The sequence below is a fragment of the Comamonas sp. MYb21 genome (assembly GCF_037479395.1).
Classification (GTDB): domain Bacteria; phylum Pseudomonadota; class Gammaproteobacteria; order Burkholderiales; family Burkholderiaceae_C; genus Comamonas.
The window spans coordinates 20,855-37,538 of sequence record NZ_JBBGZC010000002.1; the positions used below are offsets into that span (position 1 = coordinate 20,855).

13 protein-coding genes are annotated in these 16,684 nt (G+C 66.3%); 6 read left to right on the forward strand and 7 right to left on the reverse strand.

Annotated elements, in window-relative coordinates:
- Positions 1-2 precede the first annotated feature (2 nt).
- Entirely contained in the window at positions 3-1,859 is a 1,857-nt protein-coding gene (locus tag WH367_RS03095) for an Hsp70 family protein (protein ID WP_339534166.1), read from the forward strand.
- A gap of 87 nt (positions 1,860-1,946) precedes the next feature.
- Here the strand turns inward: WH367_RS03095 and WH367_RS03100 are convergent, their stop codons facing one another.
- The 7 genes from WH367_RS03100 to WH367_RS03130 all read right to left on the reverse strand — a co-directional run bounded on the left by WH367_RS03100 (position 1,947) and on the right by WH367_RS03130 (position 10,533).
- Complete coding sequence (locus WH367_RS03100; RefSeq protein WP_339534167.1) at positions 1,947-3,995, reverse strand: IPTL-CTERM sorting domain-containing protein; 2,049 nt, start codon at positions 3,993-3,995, stop codon at positions 1,947-1,949.
- Between the two features lie 234 nt (positions 3,996-4,229).
- Positions 4,230-5,456 carry an acyl-CoA dehydrogenase family protein gene (locus WH367_RS03105; RefSeq protein ID WP_339534169.1) on the reverse strand — a complete coding sequence of 409 codons (1,227 nt, stop codon included), beginning with the start codon at positions 5,454-5,456 and terminating at the stop codon, positions 4,230-4,232.
- Positions 5,457-5,475: 19 nt separating this feature from the next.
- Positions 5,476-6,516, reverse strand: a complete 1,041-nt coding sequence (locus tag WH367_RS03110; protein ID WP_339534170.1) for an aldo/keto reductase — start codon at positions 6,514-6,516, stop codon at positions 5,476-5,478.
- A 21-nt stretch (positions 6,517-6,537) separates the two neighbouring features.
- Positions 6,538-7,518 carry an ABC transporter ATP-binding protein gene (locus tag WH367_RS03115; RefSeq protein WP_339534172.1) on the reverse strand — a complete coding sequence of 327 codons (981 nt, stop codon included), beginning with the start codon at positions 7,516-7,518 and terminating at the stop codon, positions 6,538-6,540.
- 7 nt (positions 7,519-7,525) lie between these two features.
- Entirely contained in the window at positions 7,526-8,521 is a 996-nt protein-coding gene (locus WH367_RS03120; protein WP_339534173.1) for an ABC transporter ATP-binding protein, read from the reverse strand.
- The gene (locus WH367_RS03125; RefSeq protein ID WP_339534175.1) at positions 8,522-9,547 is read right to left on the reverse strand and encodes an ABC transporter permease; all 1,026 of its coding nucleotides are present in this window, start codon (positions 9,545-9,547) and stop codon (positions 8,522-8,524) included. It lies immediately after the preceding gene.
- On the reverse strand, positions 9,547-10,533 hold the full coding sequence (locus WH367_RS03130) for an ABC transporter permease (RefSeq protein WP_116924882.1): 987 nt from the start codon (positions 10,531-10,533) through the stop codon (positions 9,547-9,549). The genes WH367_RS03125 and WH367_RS03130 overlap by 1 nt, the downstream gene beginning before the upstream one ends.
- Before the next feature lie 30 nt (positions 10,534-10,563).
- On the opposite strand from WH367_RS03130, the gene WH367_RS03135 reads away from it, so the two are divergent.
- From WH367_RS03135 to WH367_RS03155, 5 genes are all read left to right on the forward strand, one after another.
- On the forward strand, positions 10,564-10,830 hold the full coding sequence (locus tag WH367_RS03135) for a hypothetical protein (RefSeq protein ID WP_339534176.1): 267 nt from the start codon (positions 10,564-10,566) through the stop codon (positions 10,828-10,830).
- Between the two features lie 140 nt (positions 10,831-10,970).
- Complete coding sequence (locus WH367_RS03140) at positions 10,971-12,155, forward strand: LLM class flavin-dependent oxidoreductase (protein ID WP_339534178.1); 1,185 nt, start codon at positions 10,971-10,973, stop codon at positions 12,153-12,155.
- A gap of 129 nt (positions 12,156-12,284) precedes the next feature.
- Entirely contained in the window at positions 12,285-13,874 is a 1,590-nt protein-coding gene (locus WH367_RS03145) for an ABC transporter substrate-binding protein (RefSeq protein WP_339534179.1), read from the forward strand.
- Positions 13,871-15,424: an amidase gene (locus WH367_RS03150; RefSeq protein ID WP_339534180.1), complete on the forward strand. Its 1,554-nt coding sequence runs from the start codon at positions 13,871-13,873 to the stop codon at positions 15,422-15,424. The genes WH367_RS03145 and WH367_RS03150 overlap by 4 nt, the downstream gene beginning before the upstream one ends.
- A complete protein-coding gene (locus WH367_RS03155; protein ID WP_339534182.1) occupies positions 15,421-16,650 on the forward strand; it encodes an acyl-CoA dehydrogenase family protein in 1,230 nt (409 codons plus the stop codon). Before WH367_RS03150 ends, WH367_RS03155 begins: the two co-directional genes overlap by 4 nt.
- The last annotated feature ends 34 nt before the right edge of the window (positions 16,651-16,684 follow it).

A 16,684-nucleotide genomic window follows, 5' to 3' on the forward strand; every position in this document is an offset into this window, starting at 1 on the left:
CCATGCAAGCACCTGCCCAATTCAGCATCGGTATCGACCTGGGGACCACGCACTGCGCGCTGTCCTATGTGGACAAAAGCGCCAGCGATGGCGAGCACCTGGTCCAGCATATGCTGGCCATTCCCCAGCTCACGGCGCCCGCCAGCATCGAGGCGCGGCCTTTGCTGCCCTCGTTTTTGTACCTGCCCCATGAGAGCGAGCTGAGCGCCGCCGACATGGCGCTGCCCTGGGGCGCGCAGCAGGATTTTGTCGTCGGCGAGTTTGCCCGTTCGCGCGGTGCGGCCACGCCGATCCGCCTGGTCTCCAGCGCCAAGAGCTGGCTCTGCCACCCCGGTGTGGACCGCCGCAGCCCGCTGCTGCCGGCCGACGCACCGGCCGAGGTGCACCGCGTCTCGCCGCTGACGGCCTCCATCCGCTACCTGTCGCACCTGCGCTGGGCCTGGGAGCAGGCCCACCCCGAGGCGCCGTTTGATGCGCAGGACATCACCGTCACCATCCCCGCATCCTTTGACCCGGCCGCACGCGAGCTGACGGCCGAGGCCTGCAAGGCAGCCGGCTTCCAAAAGCTGAGCCTGCTGGAAGAGCCGCAAGCGGCGCTCTACAGCTGGATCCAGGCCAGCGGTGGCGACTGGCGCAAGCAAGTGCAAAGCGGCGATGTGATCCTCGTCGTCGACGTGGGCGGTGGCACCACCGACCTGTCGCTGATTGCGGTGCTCGAGCGCGATGGCAACCTGGCCTTGCAGCGCGTGGCTGTGGGCGAGCACATCCTGCTGGGCGGCGACAATATGGACCTGGCCCTGGCCTATGCCGTGGCGCGCAAGCTGGCGCAAGAGGGCAAGCAGCTCGACGCCTGGCAAACCCGCGCACTGGCCCATGGCTGCCGCGCCGCCAAGGAGCAACTGCTGTCCGATGAGGCACTGCAATCCGTGCCCGTGGTGGTGCCCAGCCGGGGCAGCAAGCTGATCGGCGGCAGCATCCGCACCGAGGTGACCCGCAGCGAAGTGCTGGCCACCCTGGTCGAAGGCTTCTTCCCCCAAGTGGCCGTCAGCGACAAGCCCATCAGCCGCGCGCGTGGCGCGCTGACCCAGCTGGGCCTGCCCTATGCGCAGGATGCTGCCGTCACCCGCCACCTGGCCGCCTTCCTGTCGCGCCAGGCCGGCGTGACCGAGCAGATCGACGGCCTGCAGGGCACCCAGCCCGAAGGCGCGAGCTTTCTGCACCCCACCGCCATCCTGTTCAACGGCGGCGTGCTCAAGGCACCGCAGATCGAGCAGCGCATCACCCAGGTGCTGAACAGCTGGCTGGCCGCTGAAGGCGCCGCCCCCGCACGCCTGCTGGACGGTGCCAACCTGGACCTGGCGGTGGCCCGTGGCGCTGCCTACTACGGCCATGTGCGCGAAGGCCGGGGTGTGCGCATCCGGGGCGGCACCGCGCAGTCCTACTACGTCGGCGTCGAATCCAACATGCCTGCGATCCCCGGCATGGAGCCACCGATGTCTGCGCTGTGCCTGGCACCGTTTGGCATGGAAGAGGGCAGCGAGGCAGCCCTCGATACGCAGGAGTTTGGCCTCGTCGTGGGCGAGCCGGTGCGCATGCGCTTCTTTGGCTCCAGCGTGCGCCGCAGCGACACCGTTGGCACCATGCTCGATTTCTGGGGCCCCGAGGAGCTGCTGGAACTGCAGGAGATCGAGCTGAACCTGCCCGCCGAAGGCCGCGCCAAGGGCGAGGTCGTCCCCGTCACCCTGCTTGCCCGCGTGACCGATATCGGCACCCTGGAGCTCAATGCCGTGCCGGTGGGTGGCAATGAGCGCTGGAAGGTGGAGTTGGATGTGCGGGCGCCGGTGGCGGCTGAGCAGTAAGCAGCGCGCTTCTGTCCAACACAGCACCCAGAAAAAATGCCACCGCGAGGTGGCATTTTTACGTGAGGGCAGTGGCGTGCGGCGTGGTCACACCGTGCGACGGCGCATGCGGCGCATACCCATCAGCGCCATGCCCAGTGACAGTGCGCTGATGGCCCAGGTGCCCAGGCTTGGCACTTGCTTGAGCGTCCCCGTATCGGTGGGGGTGGCGGTTGAGACCAAGGTGTTGGTGATGGTTGCGCTGTTGGCACCGGCGGCAATGGCCGCAGGCTGGGTATAGCTGGGTTCGGCCCAACGGTAGCCCGCAGGGGCAGTGGGCAGCGCGCCTTCGGCCACCGTGCAGGCGCTGCCTTGCTGGATGGTGATGGGGGCAGCGCTGCCCTGGTTGGCCGCCACCACCAGGCTGCCGCTGAAGGACGTTGCCGGGCCGGTGCAGCTCACGGTAAACGGAATCTCACCGGCAAAGGGCGCCGCGCCTGCGGGTCCGGTGACTACCTTGTTCACGGTCAGCTGCGCAGCGGCGACAGAGCGCAGGTACCAGTTGCCATCGTCTGCGTCACGCACCAGTTCGTAGCGGATGCCGCCAGCGTCCAGGAAACCGTCTGGCAGCGCAAAGACACTGGCCGCCGAGGTGGCTGCGCCACCGGTCACGCGCACCACCAAAATGCCTTTGCCGGTGGTGAAGGCCGGCGCGCTGGCCGCATCGGGCAGCACCGAGAGCAGGGTGGGGCTGCCACCTGCCGCTGTCGCATTCACCTGCAGCACATCGCTGACCGAGGTGGATGCATCGTTGAGCACGGTGTTGAGCACCAGGCTGCCACCATTGGCGGTATAGACACCCGCCAAGGCCAGGGTGTTGTTGGGACTGGCATCGCTGCGTGCCAGCGACACGATGCCGCCAGCATTGTTCAGATTGCCCGTGGCTGCCAGGCTGGGCAGCAAGGAGGCATCGAGCAGCGCATCGCTTTGCAGGTTCAGCACCGTAAAGGACGAGGCGGCGGTGGCCTCCCACAAGGCGGCGCGGTTCAGGTTCAAGGTCAGCTGACCGCCGCTCGCCAACTGGCTGCTGCCCTTGTAGTGGCCTTCGTTGCCGGTGTAGGTGGCCGTGCTGGTGGCATCGGCGTTCCAGACCACCGGGGCCGTCGTGGCGGTGACTGCATCCAGGCTGGTACTTCCGCTGGCCGAGAGGTAGTTGAAAGAGCTGCCCTGCGCGTTGACGACAAGGCCCGAGCCTGCGCTAAAGCTGCCATTGCTGCGCAGTTGCAGGCCAATGCCTGCGGCACCCGATGCGGTGATGGTGTTGCCCGCCAGCGGCCACCCAGCAACGCCGCCGATGCGGATATCCACGGCTGCAGCACCCGCGCCTGCCACCGTCACGCTGGTGGCACCATTCAGGGTGACTTGGGAATTCGTCACCACGACGCCTGGCGTGAGGCCCGAGGCGGCTGCCGTGTTGACCGTGGTGGTACCTGTTACGGTGGTGGTGCCGCCCTGGCTCCACAGCGGTGCGTAGCTGTAGAGCGCGTAATAGTTGGATTGGAAATCCAGCGTGAGATCACCGCCCACCGTGACCGTGCCCGCGCCTACATACAGGCCCGAGCGGGTGCCGCCTTGGCTGGTGATGCTGAGGTTTTGTTGGTAGTTGGCCGTGCCTGCGTTGTTGCGCACTCCATCGCGGGTGTTGATTCTGGCCGAGGGCGTTCCGGTGTTGGAACTGACCGTGACATTGCCCTGGAAGATCGCCGCCCCGGTGGTGTTCGCTTCTATACCCGCCGCATTGTTGGCCCCGCTGGGTTTGTTGATCGTGACGTCCTTCAGAAAAGTGCCATTCCCAGCACCAGACAACAGGATGCCCCGGCTGTTGTCGCCGTTGGTGTCGGTGACGGTCAGCACGCCATTGACGGTGGTGTTGCCAGTGATTTGCACCAAACCGGTGGCCAGCCATCCATTGACGGTAACGGCCATGGGGTCTGCGGTGTAGACGCAGGTCAGACCATTGTCCGAAGCCTGCGTGGTGTAAGTCGATGCGCTGAGGTTGGCCGGGCAGGCCAGCGCTAGCTGAGGTGCTGCAAACAACCCTGCGAGCAAGCTGCCATGGAGGGCAGCCTTGCCCAAAGGCGTAACGGAGCGGGACAAGTTCAGATGCGAAGTCGCGGATTCGGAAGCGAGGTGCATGGCGTATTTGTAATAAATATACTGAATAAGTAATTTCTACAAGATAACCGCAACAATTTAATTACGCTAGAGCGTTGCTCCCCAAACGACTCTAAAAAATGTGAACTTTAATAAAGTCATTCAGTTTGTTGATGGAGTGTTTGATTTGTGCGTCGGCTGGGGCATGCCTGCGGTCTTGCTCGCCGGTGGCCGCCCTCAAAACACCCGCCCTTCCTCCAAATGCGTCCGCGTGCCATTGAGCACATAGTCCCCCACCACCCGGGTTTTGTGCAGCAGCGGGTTGTGGCTAAAGATCGTGCGCAGGTTGCGCCAATGCCGGTCCAGGTTCAGCTGGCGCGAGGTGGCGGAGGCGCCGCCTACTTCAAACAGGCGCTCGCCGGCATTCAGCGCCAGGCGGCTGACGACCAGCTGGGTCTGGGCGGTGGCCAGCGCGCCTTGCAGGACGACATCGTCCGCGCTTTGCGGCGCATGCACGATGGCATAGGCGCCCTGGTCCAGCTGGCGGGCGTTGGCGGTGATCAAGGCATCGATCGCATAGCTGGCGGCGGCCAGCTCGCCGACGACGGCCTGCACAAAGTGGTCGTCGCGTGAGCGCTCTGCCGGGCTGTGCATCGCAGGCCGGCCCAGCTGCAGCACATAGTGGCGCGCATCGGCCAGGATGTTGCGCACAATGCCGGCGGCAGTGGCTACCAGGATCAGCTGGCGCAGCGCAGAGGCATGGCGGCCGGCCAGGTGGTTGCGCGCGCCGGGGCTGATTTCGTCGTCATAGACCAGCACATTATCCAACTCTAGGCTGCCGCTGGCGGTCAGCCGCTGGCCCATGCCGTCCCAGTCGTCGAGTACCCGCACGCCATCGCGCTGCACGGGGATCACGGCATTGACGCCCTGGCCCTCGTCATTGGTGGCAAAGACGTTGAAGTAATCCGCATAGGCCGTGCCGGTGGCGTAGTACTTCTTGCCATTCAAGCGGTAGTGCAGCCCCTCGCGCAGCAGGGTGGAGGTGCTGATGCCGGCGCGTGCCGTGCCCAGCTCGGTAAAGGCGCCACCAAACAGCTTGCCCTGCAAGGCCCAGGCGCTTTGGCGCTGGGCCAGGGGCGAGGGCTTGGTCTCCAGCCGCAGCAGCTCGGTGGTGTTGAAGTGGGTGCGCAGCGCATGGGCCACGTTGGAATCCGCTGCGGCTAAGGTGCTGACCACCTCGACCACATCGGCGACCGATCCGCCCGGCCCGCCCTGTTCGCGGCCAATACGCAGCCCCCCCAGGCCCGATGCGCGCAGCAGGTCAAAGGCCGCCCAGGGCGGCTCGCGCAGCAGCTCGCGCTGCGCGGCGCCTCGGCCGATATCGGCAGCCAGCTGGGGCAGGCGGGCCAGCAGGTCATCGCGGCTGGGGTGGCGGGAGCGCAGGGGAGGAACCGAGGCATTCATGGCGGTGCACCTGTTGGGTTTAAGCGGCCGCTGACGCGGGGGCCTGCGTAGCTGCCACATAAGGCACACGGCCTTCGACCGGGTGGCCGGGGTCGGTAAAGCCCAGGGTCGAGGGGTGGCCGGCGGCGACCAGGCGGTTGACCAGGGCCTCGTCATCGGCGGTGAATTGGTAGTCCAGCGCGCGGATATAGCCATCCCATTGCTCCGGCGTGCGCGGGCCGGCGATGGCGGCGGTCACCAGGCGGTTGTTCAGCACCCAGGCCAGCGCAAAGTCCACCGGGCTGATGCCACGTTCGTCGGTGTGCTTTTTGATCTCGGCGGCAATGTCGATGGACTCGGGGCGCCACTCGGTCTCGAGCATGCGCTTGTCCAGCCGCGCGGCGCGCGAGCCGGGCTCGGCCGCTTCCACATTCGGGTACTTGGCGGTCAGCACGCCCCGGGCCAGCGGGCTGTACGAGACCACGCCCAGGCCGTAGGCGGCGGCAGCGGGCAGTTGCTCGGCCTCGGCCGTGCGGTTGACGATGTTGTAGAGCGGCTGGCTGGCGATGGGGCGGTCAATGCCTTCGGCGTCTGCCAGGTGCGCCACCTCGGCAATGCGCCAACCGCGAAAGTTGGACAGCCCAAAGTAGCGCAGCTTGCCCGCGCGCACCAGGTCGCCAATGGCGCGCACCGCCTCGCCCAGCGGCGCATCAAAATCGGCGCGGTGAAAGTAGAGCAGGTCGATGTAGTCGGTGCCCAGGCGGCGCAGGCTGTTGTCGACCGACTCGATGATCCATTTGCGTGAGGTGCCGCGCCGGTTCGGGCCCTCGCCCAGCGGGTTGCCGAACTTGGTGGCTAGCACCCAGTCATGGCGGTCATGGGCGAGCGCGCGGCCGACCACCTGCTCGGTCAGGCTTTTTTGGTAGACGTCGGCCGTGTCGATAAAGTTGATGCCCTGGGACTTGGCCTTGGCGATGATCGCGTGCGCGCTCTGCTCATCGGTGGGGCCGCCAAACATCATGGTGCCCAGGGCCAGGCGGGAGACTTTGAGGCCGCTGCGGCCGAGATAACGGTAGGTCATGGCAAAAGAGAAAACGAAGGGTTAGTGAAAGGAAATCACGGAGGTCTGCAGCTCAGAGGCCGGTGGCAGCTGCGGATGGTGGCAGGCCACCAGGTGGCCATTGCCGCTGTCGCTGAGCAGCGGTTCCTGCGCAGTGCACAGTGCCGTCGCGCGCGGGCAGCGCGGGTGAAAGCGGCAGCCGCTGGGCAGGTTCTGCGGGCTGGGCAGGTCGCCGCCCAAGGGGGCTGCCTGGCGGTGGCGGGTGGGGTCAGGCACGGCATCGAGCAGCGCCTGGGTATAGGGGTGGCGCGGGCTGCTCCACAAGCTGCGGCGGTCGGCACTCTCGACAATGCGGCCCAGGTACATCACCAGCACCCGGTCGGCAAAGTACTGCACGACCGACAGGTCATGCGAGATGAACAAATAGGACAGGCCGAACTCGCGTTTCATCTCAACGAGCAGGTTCAGGATCTGCGCCTGGATCGACAGATCCAGCGCCGAGACCGGCTCGTCGCAGACCACCAGATCGGGCTGCAGCATCAGCGCGCGGGCAATGCCCAGGCGCTGGCGCTGGCCGCCGGAGAACTCATGCGGGTAGCGGCCCAGCGCGCTGCGCGGCAGGCCCACACGGTCCAGCAGGCGTTCGACCTGGCGGCGGCGCTGGGCGCGGTCGCCCAGGCCATGCACCTGCAAAGGGGTCTCCAAGATCGTGCCGATGCTGTGGCGCGGGTTGAGCGAGGCAAACGGGTCCTGGAAGATCATCTGCATGCGCTTGCGCAGGCTGCGCAGCCGCGCGCCTTGCAAGGGCAGAATGTCTTCGCCGTCCAGCGCCACCTGGCCGGCGGTGGGCGTCTCCAGCCGCAGCAGGCTGCGGCCCAGCGTCGATTTTCCGCAGCCCGATTCGCCCACCAGGCCGACGGTCTCGCCCTTGGCAATGCTGAACGACACGCCATCGACGGCGCGCAGCACGCCCTTGGGCAGTTTGAAATGGGTCTGAAGATCGCTGACAGTCAGCAGGCTCATGGCAGTCCTAGGCAAGGTGGGCGCTGCGTGCAGACGCAGGCAGGGTGATGGGGCAGGCGCTCAGGCGCTGGGGGCCGGCTACTTGCAAGGGCGGCACAACGCTGTGGCAATAGGCCTGGGCGCGCGGGCAGCGCGGCGCAAAGGCGCAGCCGGCCTGGCCAATGGCCGAGGTGATGCTGCCGCGAATCTCGGTCAGCGGCCCATCGAGGTAGTGCGCGCCGGGCTGCAGCCGGGGCGATGCCGCCAGCAGGCCCTGGGTGTAGGGGTGCAGGGGCTCGTCAAACAGCGGGCCCGGGCGGGCCTGCTCCACCTCGCGGCCGGCATACATCACCACCACGCGGTCAGCCCATTGCGACACCACACCCAGGTCGTGCGTGATCAAGATGAGGCCCATCGACAGCTCCTTGCGCAGCCGGTCAAGCAGATCCAGCACCTGGGCCTGGATGGTCACATCCAGTGCGGTGGTCGGCTCGTCGGCGATCAGCAGGCGCGGGCGGCAGGCAATGGCCATCGCAATCATCACGCGCTGGCGCATGCCGCCCGAGAGCTGGTGCGGGAAATCATCGACCCGGCGCTGCGGATCGGGGATGCGCACGGTATCGAGCAGCTCGATGGCGCGCAGCCGCGCGGCCTTGGCGCTCAGGCCCTCGTGCTGGCGCAGCACCTCGGCAATCTGCCAGCCAATGGTGTAGACCGGGTTGAGCGAGGTCATCGGCTCCTGGAAGATCATGCCGATCTCGCGCCCGCGCAGCTGGCGCATCGCCGGCTCGCTCAGGTCCAGCAGGTTCTGGCCGTTGAACCAGACCTCGCCCTGCGCAATGCGGGCCGCGCGCGGCAGCAGGCGCATCAGCGCGAGGGCGGTGAGCGATTTGCCCGAGCCCGATTCGCCAACAATCGCCAAGGTCTCGCCCGCCTGCACGCTGAAGCTCAGCCCACGCACCGGATCGAGCTGCGGAAAACGGATGCTCAGCCCGCGCACATCCAACAAAGAGGTTTCGGACATTCAGCGCTCCTGCGACAGACGGGGGTTGAGGGCGTCGTTCAAGCCATCCCCAATCAGGTTGAAGGCCAGCACGGCAAACACAATGGCCAGGCCGGGAGCCGCAGTCAGGTACCAGGCGGTGCGCAGCAGGTCACGGCCCATGCCGATCATGCTGCCCCAGCTGACGACGTTCGGGTCGCCCATGCCCATGAAGGACAGCGCCGATTCGAGCAAGATGGCCGAGGCCACCATCACCGACGAGGTGACGATGATGGGCGGCAGCGCATTGGGCAGCATCTCGCGCAGGATGATGCGGCTGTGCGAGTAGCCCAGCGCGCGGGCGGCCAGCACAAACTCCTTGTGGCGCAGCGCGCGGAACTCGGCCCGCACCAGGCGTGCCACCGTCGGCCAGGTCACCAGGCCAATCGCCACGACGATGGTGCTGATCGCAGGCTGGGCAATCGCCACCAGCACCACCAGCAAGATAAAGCTGGGTATCGTCTGGAACAGCACCACCACGCGCTGCAGCAAGTCATCGACCCAGCCGCCAAAGTAGCCGCTGACGGCGCCAATGCCAATGCCCAGGCTCAGACCGATCAAGGTGGCCGACACGCCGACCAGCAGCGACACGCGCGCGCCATGGGCAATGCCGGCGGCCACATCGCGGCCCATCGAGTCGGTGCCGAGCAAATAGGCCCCATCCTGGCCGGGCCAGAGAAAGGGCTGGGCCACCATGTCCAGCGGATCGCCGGGAAAGAGCCAGGGCGCCGTGATCGCCAGCAGCAGCACGGCCAGCAAAAAGCCGCAGCCCAGCATGGCCGTGGGGTTGCGCAGAAACACGCGCAGCGCGCGGTAGCCCTGGCTGCCGCTGCCGGCGTTGGCGGCACTGGTGCTGGTGCGCACCGCATCGGGCGCATGCAGATTGGGCCAGGGCGCGGCATCGGGCTCGGCATTGCTGGTGGTACTGTGCGCCGCTTGCGCGGCCGCCAGCGGGTGGGCGGCGGCCGGGGGGATCTGCAGCGCCTGGGACGAAGAAGACAAAGACATCAGCGCACCTCGATTCGGGGATCCAGCCAGGCATGCAGCAGATCGACCAGCACATTGGCGGCGATCACGAGCAGGGAAGAGAGAAACAGCACACCCATCAGCACGCTGAAATCGCGGCTCAGCACGGCCTCAAAGGCCAGGCGCCCCAGGCCGGGCCAGCTGTAGACGGTCTCGACGACGACCGCGCCGCCGAGCATGCCGCCCAGGTGCATGCCGGCCATCGTGGTGACGGGCAGCAGCGCATTGCGCAGCACATGGCGTACGGTGATGCGCCAGGGCGAAAGGCCTTTGGCCGCCGCGGTGCGCACAAAGTCCTGCGACTGCACCTCCAGCATCGCCGCGCGGGTGAGGCGGGCATAGATCGCCACATAGAAGAGTGCGAGCGACGTGGCCGGCAGCACCATGTAGCGCAGCTGGTCGAGCACGGCGGCCAGGCCGCTCAGCTGCGAGCCAATGCTGGCCGAGCCGCCACTGGGCAGCCAGCCAAGCTTGACCGAGAACAGCACGATCAGCATCAGCCCGGTCCAAAAGCCCGGCACCGAATAGAACAGCAGCGACAGAACCGACAGCAGGCGGTCGGGCAGGCGGCCGGCAAAGTAGGCCATCGCCGTGCCCAGCGCAATGCCCAGGCTCAGTGCAATCGCCAGCGCCAGGCCCATCAGCAGCAAGGTGCTGGGCAGGCGCTGGCCGATCAGCTCCATCACCGGCATGTTGTAGCGGGGCGAGAAGCCCAGGCTGAAATGCGCCAGGTTGCCCAGGTAGGCCTGCAGCTGCTCCAGCACGCTCAGATCCAGCCCAAAGCGCGTGCGCAGCGCCGCCAGGGTTTCGGCCGTGGCCGCCCCCGATTCGCCGGCCATCACATCGGCTGCATCACCGGGCGTGAGCTGCAGCAGCAAAAAGTTCAAAATCGCGACGCCCAGTACCGTCGGCACTGCATATTTGGCATTGAACCAGAGCGATCGCAATAAACGTGGGGTGGTATTCATGCGCATTATTCATCGGGAGGTGACCTGTGCATGATAGGAGCGTTCCTGTGTTATCGCCGGTATTTGCAGCATGCCATTTCATATATCAAAAGGCGCAAATTAAATAACAAATATCGGTATCTGATTTTTATCGGTTGGTGGCTGCTCGCCAAAGTTTTTCGTGGTGATTTGAACCGGAGACAGCATATTTTGTTTGGCTTGCTGCATATGGCCGCAAGCTATAAGCGCGGGTGGACGCTGCGCAGGTCGCTGGCACCGCGCTTGCGGCTCTGTTTGCATATCGGCGCTGATGGCTGATTTTTAAATATGCAAATGCAAAATCGGCGCAAGAGCGGGATCGCGATTCATGGGATTATTCAAGCCAATGCGGATGCTGAATGGCTGGTTTATCTATCAGCCGGTTCGCCATCCTTTGTATTGACAACCTTGGCCGCTCCATGAACTCTGCAATACCGCTGGAAAAACTCGCTGATCGAGAGACATTCGCCTCACCGCTGGCATTTCCGGACAGCCCCCTGTCGCAGGCTTTTGCGCAGCCGATTCTGCTGGGCCTGTTTTTGCCGATCCAGGCGGGAGGCTGGAGTGCCTCGACCTTGCCGCGCAGCACCGACTGGCGCTTTGACTACAACAAGGACCTGGTGCTGAAGGCCGAGAGCCTTGGGTTCGATCTGGTGTTTGCGCTGTCGCAGTGGCTGCCCAAGGGCGGCTATGGCGGCGTGTTCAATGGCGACGCGCTGGACTCCTTCGCCACCACGGCGGCGCTGACCTCGGTCACGAGCCGCATCATGCTGATCTCGACCATCCATGTGCTCTACGGCCCGCTGCACCCGCTGCACCTGGCCAAGTGGGGCTCCACCCTGGACCATATCTCGGGCGGGCGCTGGGGCATCAATATCGTCACCGGCCACCGCGAGGTGGAGCACCAGATGTTTGGCTGGGACCAGATCGAGCATGACCGTCGCTATGACCTGGCCTCCGAGTTCATCGAGGTGGTGCAGCGCCTGTGGTCTTACGACGATAACTACTCGTTTGAAGGCATCTCGCCCTGGAAGCTGGGGGGCGGTTTTGTCAGCCCCAAGCCGCGCTTTGGCCGGCCCGCGCTGGTCAATGCCACCGGCTCGGACGCCGGCATTGCCTTCGCAGCCAGGCATTCGGACCTGGTCTTTATCACGAGCCCCGGCGCATCCGACTTTGCCCGCGCCATCGAGGTGCTGCCCGCCCATGCCGCCCGCGTCAAGCAAGAGGCGCGCAATGCCGGCCGCACGGTGCGCACCTTGCTCAACCCGATGGTCATCAGCCGCGACACCGAGGCCGAGACCTGGGCCTACCACGATGCCATCGTCTCCCACCAGGACCAGCGCACGCCCGAGGGCTTTAGCAGCTTGAAGAGCGACGCCCATGCCTGGCGCGGCCGCACGGCCCTCGATGCCCCCAAGCGCCGCGCCATTGGCGGCAATATCGAAGTGATCGGCACGCCCGAGCAGGTGGTGGAGCAGTTTGTGCAGCTCAAGCGTGCGGGCATCGATGGGCTGCAGCTGAGCTTTTTTGACTTCAAGCCCGACCTGGAATTTTTTGGCGACCGCATCTTGCCGCTGATGAAGCAGGCGGGGCTGCGCTTCTAGCCGCAGCACCTGCGCTGCGCTGTGCGCCGCACTTATCCACAGACTTTCTCCGTCCCTCCCGTTTTTCCTTTGCGCTTTTTTGCGTGCTACCCGCGCCTTGTCTGCGCCTTTTCTCCTGGACCATTGCCCATGCGAACTCTCTACAAAAACCTGGCCTGGGGCCTGCTGGCTGCCAGCAGCTTTGGGGCTGCCTACGCCCAGGCACCAGCCACGCCCGTCAAGGGCGGCACGGTCACGTCTGTCGTCGCGCAAGAGCCGACCTCGCTGGTGTCCTTTCTCGACACCAAGACCGACAACCGCGATGTCAGCGCCAAGATCACCGAAGGCCTGCTGCGCTATGACGCCAAGTTCCAGCCCCAGCCGCTGCTGGCAACGTCCTGGACGGTCAGCCCCGATGGCCTGCAGTACCGCTTCAAGCTGCGCGAGGGGGTGAAGTTCCATGATGGGCGCGACTTCAGCTCGGCCGATGTGCGCTACTCGTTCCTGACCCAGAAGAAGCAGGGCCCGCGCGGCCGCATCACCTTGCAGAACCTGGAGCGGGTTGATACGCCTGACGCGCATACCGCAGTGCTGGTGCTGTCCAAGCCCGCGCCGTTTTTGCTCAAGTCGCTGTCATCGGCCGAGCTGCCCATCGTGCCGGCGCACCGCTATGGCGATGGCGATCCGCTGGGCAGCCCGAACTCCAATGCGCCGGTGGGCACGGGCCCCTTCATCTTTGAGCAGTGGGTGCGCGGCAGCCATGTGATCCTCAAGCGCAACCCCCACTACTGGCGCCCCGGTGTGCCCCATGTGGACCGGGTGGTGATCCGCTTTGTGCGCGATCCGGCTGCGATCTCGGCCGCCATCGAAACGGGCGAGGCCGATGTGGCGCAGAACCTGGCCCTGGCCGACCTGGGCCGCTTGCTGCAAAAGCCCACGCTCAAGCTTGACGCCAGCTATGACGCGTTCCTGAACAATGCCTCCTTCCTGGAGTTCAACGTCGAGAACCCGGTGCTGTCCAAGCCCGAGGTGCGCCATGCAATTGCCCATGCGGTGGACCGCAATTTCATCGTCAACAACGTCTACTACAAGCAGGCCGAGCTGGTGAACTCGCCCATCCCCAAGGTGCTGGGCGCCTACTACGACGACAGCCAGTTCAAATACGGCTTTGATGTGGCCCGCGCCAACCAGCTGCTCGACAGCGCCGGCTACCCGCGCCAGGCCAATGGCCAGCGCTTTGCGCTCAAGCTCACCTACATCCCCGGCGCGCAGTTCAAGCAGACGGCCGAGTACCTGCGCTCGGCGCTCAACCGCGTGGGCATCAAGGTGGACATTCTGGATGGTGACCTGCCCACCTTCCTCAAGCGCGCCTACACCGCTCGCGAGTTTGACCTGAACCTCAACGGTCTGGGCCGCTTGTTTGATCCCTCGGTGGGCGTGCAGCGCATCTACTGGTCCGACGGCATCAAGAACCCGCTGATCTGGATCAATGCCTCGCACTACAACAACCCGCAGGTCGACAACCTGTTCCGCCAGGCTGCTGTCGAGGTCGACGAGGCCAAGCGTGCCGCGCAGTTCCGCGAGATCCAGCAGATCGTCGGCCGTGATCTGCCGGTCTACCCGATCGCCACCGTGCCCTCTGCGCTGCGGGTACACAGCACGCGGGTGCATGGGCTCAACAACAGCATTGACCTGACGTCTGGAGACTTTTCTGACCTGTGGCTGGAGGCTAGCAAATGACGACGACCATCGACTTTCCCAACGAAACCACGCTGAGCGAGAGCGCAGTAGCGGCGCCCGGCGTTGCTGCCAGCCTGGCCTTTGCCAGTGCCCGCGAGCAGTTGCAAGCGCTGGCCGATGGCCGCGTCAGCGCGGTGGAGCTGCTGGAGCAGGCGCTGGCCCGCATCGAACGCCATGATGGTGAGCTGAACGCGATCCCGGTGCGGGCGATAGAGCAAGCCCGGCGCGATGCCCAGGCGGCAGATGCCGCCTTGCAGCGGGGCGAGCGCAAGCCACTCTTGGGCCTACCGATCACCGTGAAGGAGAACTTTGATGTGGCCGGCCTGCCCACCACCGTGGGCAACCCGGACTACCGCAGCAATATCGCCCGGCAGGATGCGCCGGCGGTGGCGGCCTTGCGCGCGGCGGGCGCGGTGCTCATCGGCAAAAGCAATGTGCCGCTGGCGCTGAGCGATCTGCAAAGCTACAACGCGGTGTACGGCAGCAGCAGCAACCCCTGGGATCTGCAGCGTACGCCCGGTGGCTCATCGGGCGGCAGCGCAGCGGCCGTGGCGGCGGGCTTTGTGGCGCTGGAGCTGGGCACCGACATTGGTGGCTCGGTACGCATCCCCGCGCACTTCAACGGCGTGTTTGGCCACAAGACCAGCTATGGGCTGATCTCGATGCGCGGCACCGGCGCGCCGCAAGGGCGCTTTAGCGCGCGGGATCTGTCGGTGGCCGGGCCGCTGGCGCGCACTGCGCTGGATCTGGAGCTGGCGCTGGAGCAGCTGCTCAACCTCGATCCGCTGCAGGCCAAGGGCTGGCGGGTGAGCCTGCCTGCAGCCCGCCACCAGCGGCTTCAGGATTTTCGGGTGCTGGTGCTGGATGCCTGGCCGGGCCAGGAGGCGAGCCTGTCCGAGCAACTGGTGATTGCGCGGGTCGTCAGCGCCTTGCAGGCCCAGGGGGTGCAGACCACGCAGTGGCGCGATTTGCCGCCTGCGCAGCGCCCTGATTTGAGCGAGCAGCACCGCACCTACCGCAGCCTGCTGGGCTCATCCGTCGCCAATGCGGCGCCGCTGTCCGAAGCGCAGCAGCAGCGCCTGGCCGAGCTGGAGCCGGACGACCGCAGCGCCGAGGCCGCCTTGCTGCGTGCGCCCAGCCTGCCCCATGCCACCTGGCTGCAGGACAACGAGCACCGCCATGCGCTGAGCCACCAGTGGGAGCAGCTGTTCAAGGACTATGACGTGGTGCTGACCCCCGTGGCGCCCACCCCTGCCTTTGCGCACCAGCAGCAGGGCCACAAGGAGGCGCGCCGCTTTCCCGTGGCCTATGCCGATGGGGTGCGCGAGATCGGATTTCGCGAGCTGTTTTACTGGGCCGGCTTGCCGGTGCTGCCGGGCCTGCCTGCGACCAGCTTCCCCGTCGGGCTGGATGACGAGGGCCTGCCGATCAGCGCCCAGGTGGTCGGCCCCTATCTGGAAGACCGCACCACGATCGCCTTTGCCCATGCCTGGGAGCAGGCCCAGGGCGGCTATGTGGTGCCGCCCCGCTATGCGCAGGGGGATGCATGAGCGCCGTGCTGCAAGTGCTGCAGCAGCCACGGGAAGCGGCCAGCCCGGGCCCGGCCTTGGACGAGGCCAGCTTGCTGGCCCGCGCCCAGGCGCTGATCGGCGAGCTGGCGGCTTTGGCGGAGGCGCATGACGCCAGCGGCGCTGCACCGGCGCCGCAGTTTGCGCTGCTGCACCAGGCCGACTTGCTGCGGCTGACCATTGCCCGCGAGGCCGGTGGCCATGGCGCCGGCCTGGCCAGCGCCCGTGCGGTGGTGGGCGCCATTGCCCAGGGCGACCCGGCGGTGGCCTTGATTTTGGCCATGCACTACAGCAACCATGCGGCGATTGCCCGCTCGCAACGCGCAGCGCAGGGCGAGTGGCCTGCAGCGCTGGCGGACGAGCTGATTGCAGCCAGCCTGCAAGGCCCCGCCCTGCTCAACGCCGCCCAGGTGGAGCCGGAACTGGGCTCGCCCTCGCACGGCGGCCTGCCGGCGGCGCAGGCCAGGCGCGTGGCCGGAGGCTGGCAGCTGAGCGGCCACAAGGTCTATGTGACGGGAGGGCCGCTGCTGGCCTGGATCAGCGTGCTGGCGGTGACCGATGAGGCCGAGCCGCGCCTGGGCAGCTTTGTGCTGCCCCGAGGCACGGCCGGCGCGCGCCTGGTCGATACCTGGAACCCCCTGGGCATGCGCGCCACCGCGAGCCAGGACCTGGTGTTCGATGGCGCCTGGGTGCCCGAGCACCATGCGGTGGGCCTGCGCCCGGCCAGCCTGGGCCTGCAGCGCGAGGCCCATGGCATTGCCTGGTACTTCAGCCTGGTGGCCACGGTCTATGACGGCGCGGCGCGCTCGGCGCGTGATTGGCTGGGTGCGTTTTTGAACCAGCGCCGCCCCAGTGCGCTGGGTGGTGCCAGCCTGGCATCACTCGCCACCGTGCAGGAAAAGTTTGGCGAGATCGAGCTGCTGCTGCAAACCAGCGACTGGCTGCTGGACAGCCATGCCCGCGCCTACGACAGCGGCGCCGCACCCGATGGCCTGGTCGCCGTGGCCAAGCATGTGGCGGTGGACAACGCGCTGCGCGTGGCACAACTGGCGCTGGAGCTGGCCGGCAACCACGGCCTGGCGCGGCGTAATCCGCTGGAGCGCCATCTGCGCAATGTGCTGTGCAGCCAGATCCATTCGCCCTCCAACAGCCTGATCCGCAGCAACAGCGGCCGTGCGGCCCTGCAAAAGCGCCAGGCCGCTGCCTGAGCGCCATCCTTGTTTCCTCTCCTTGGTACCTCGC

Bases quoted from the DNA above. Each gene is read 5' to 3' on its own strand.
- WH367_RS03095 (WP_339534166.1), top strand. From the start codon at position 3: ATGCAAGCACCTGCCCAATTCAGCATCGGTATCGACCTGGGGACCACG.
- WH367_RS03105 (WP_339534169.1), bottom strand. From the start codon at position 5,456: ATGAATGCCTCGGTTCCTCCCCTGCGCTCCCGCCACCCCAGCCGCGAT.
- WH367_RS03110 (WP_339534170.1), bottom strand. From the start codon at position 6,516: ATGACCTACCGTTATCTCGGCCGCAGCGGCCTCAAAGTCTCCCGCCTG.
- WH367_RS03115 (WP_339534172.1), bottom strand. From the start codon at position 7,518: ATGAGCCTGCTGACTGTCAGCGATCTTCAGACCCATTTCAAACTGCCC.
- WH367_RS03120 (WP_339534173.1), bottom strand. From the start codon at position 8,521: ATGTCCGAAACCTCTTTGTTGGATGTGCGCGGGCTGAGCATCCGTTTT.
- WH367_RS03125 (WP_339534175.1), bottom strand. From the start codon at position 9,547: ATGTCTTTGTCTTCTTCGTCCCAGGCGCTGCAGATCCCCCCGGCCGCC.
- WH367_RS03130 (WP_116924882.1), bottom strand. From the start codon at position 10,533: ATGAATACCACCCCACGTTTATTGCGATCGCTCTGGTTCAATGCCAAA.
- WH367_RS03135 (WP_339534176.1), top strand. From the start codon at position 10,564: ATGATAGGAGCGTTCCTGTGTTATCGCCGGTATTTGCAGCATGCCATT.
- WH367_RS03140 (WP_339534178.1), top strand. From the start codon at position 10,971: ATGAACTCTGCAATACCGCTGGAAAAACTCGCTGATCGAGAGACATTC.
- WH367_RS03145 (WP_339534179.1), top strand. From the start codon at position 12,285: ATGCGAACTCTCTACAAAAACCTGGCCTGGGGCCTGCTGGCTGCCAGC.
- WH367_RS03150 (WP_339534180.1), top strand. From the start codon at position 13,871: ATGACGACGACCATCGACTTTCCCAACGAAACCACGCTGAGCGAGAGC.
- WH367_RS03155 (WP_339534182.1), top strand. From the start codon at position 15,421: ATGAGCGCCGTGCTGCAAGTGCTGCAGCAGCCACGGGAAGCGGCCAGC.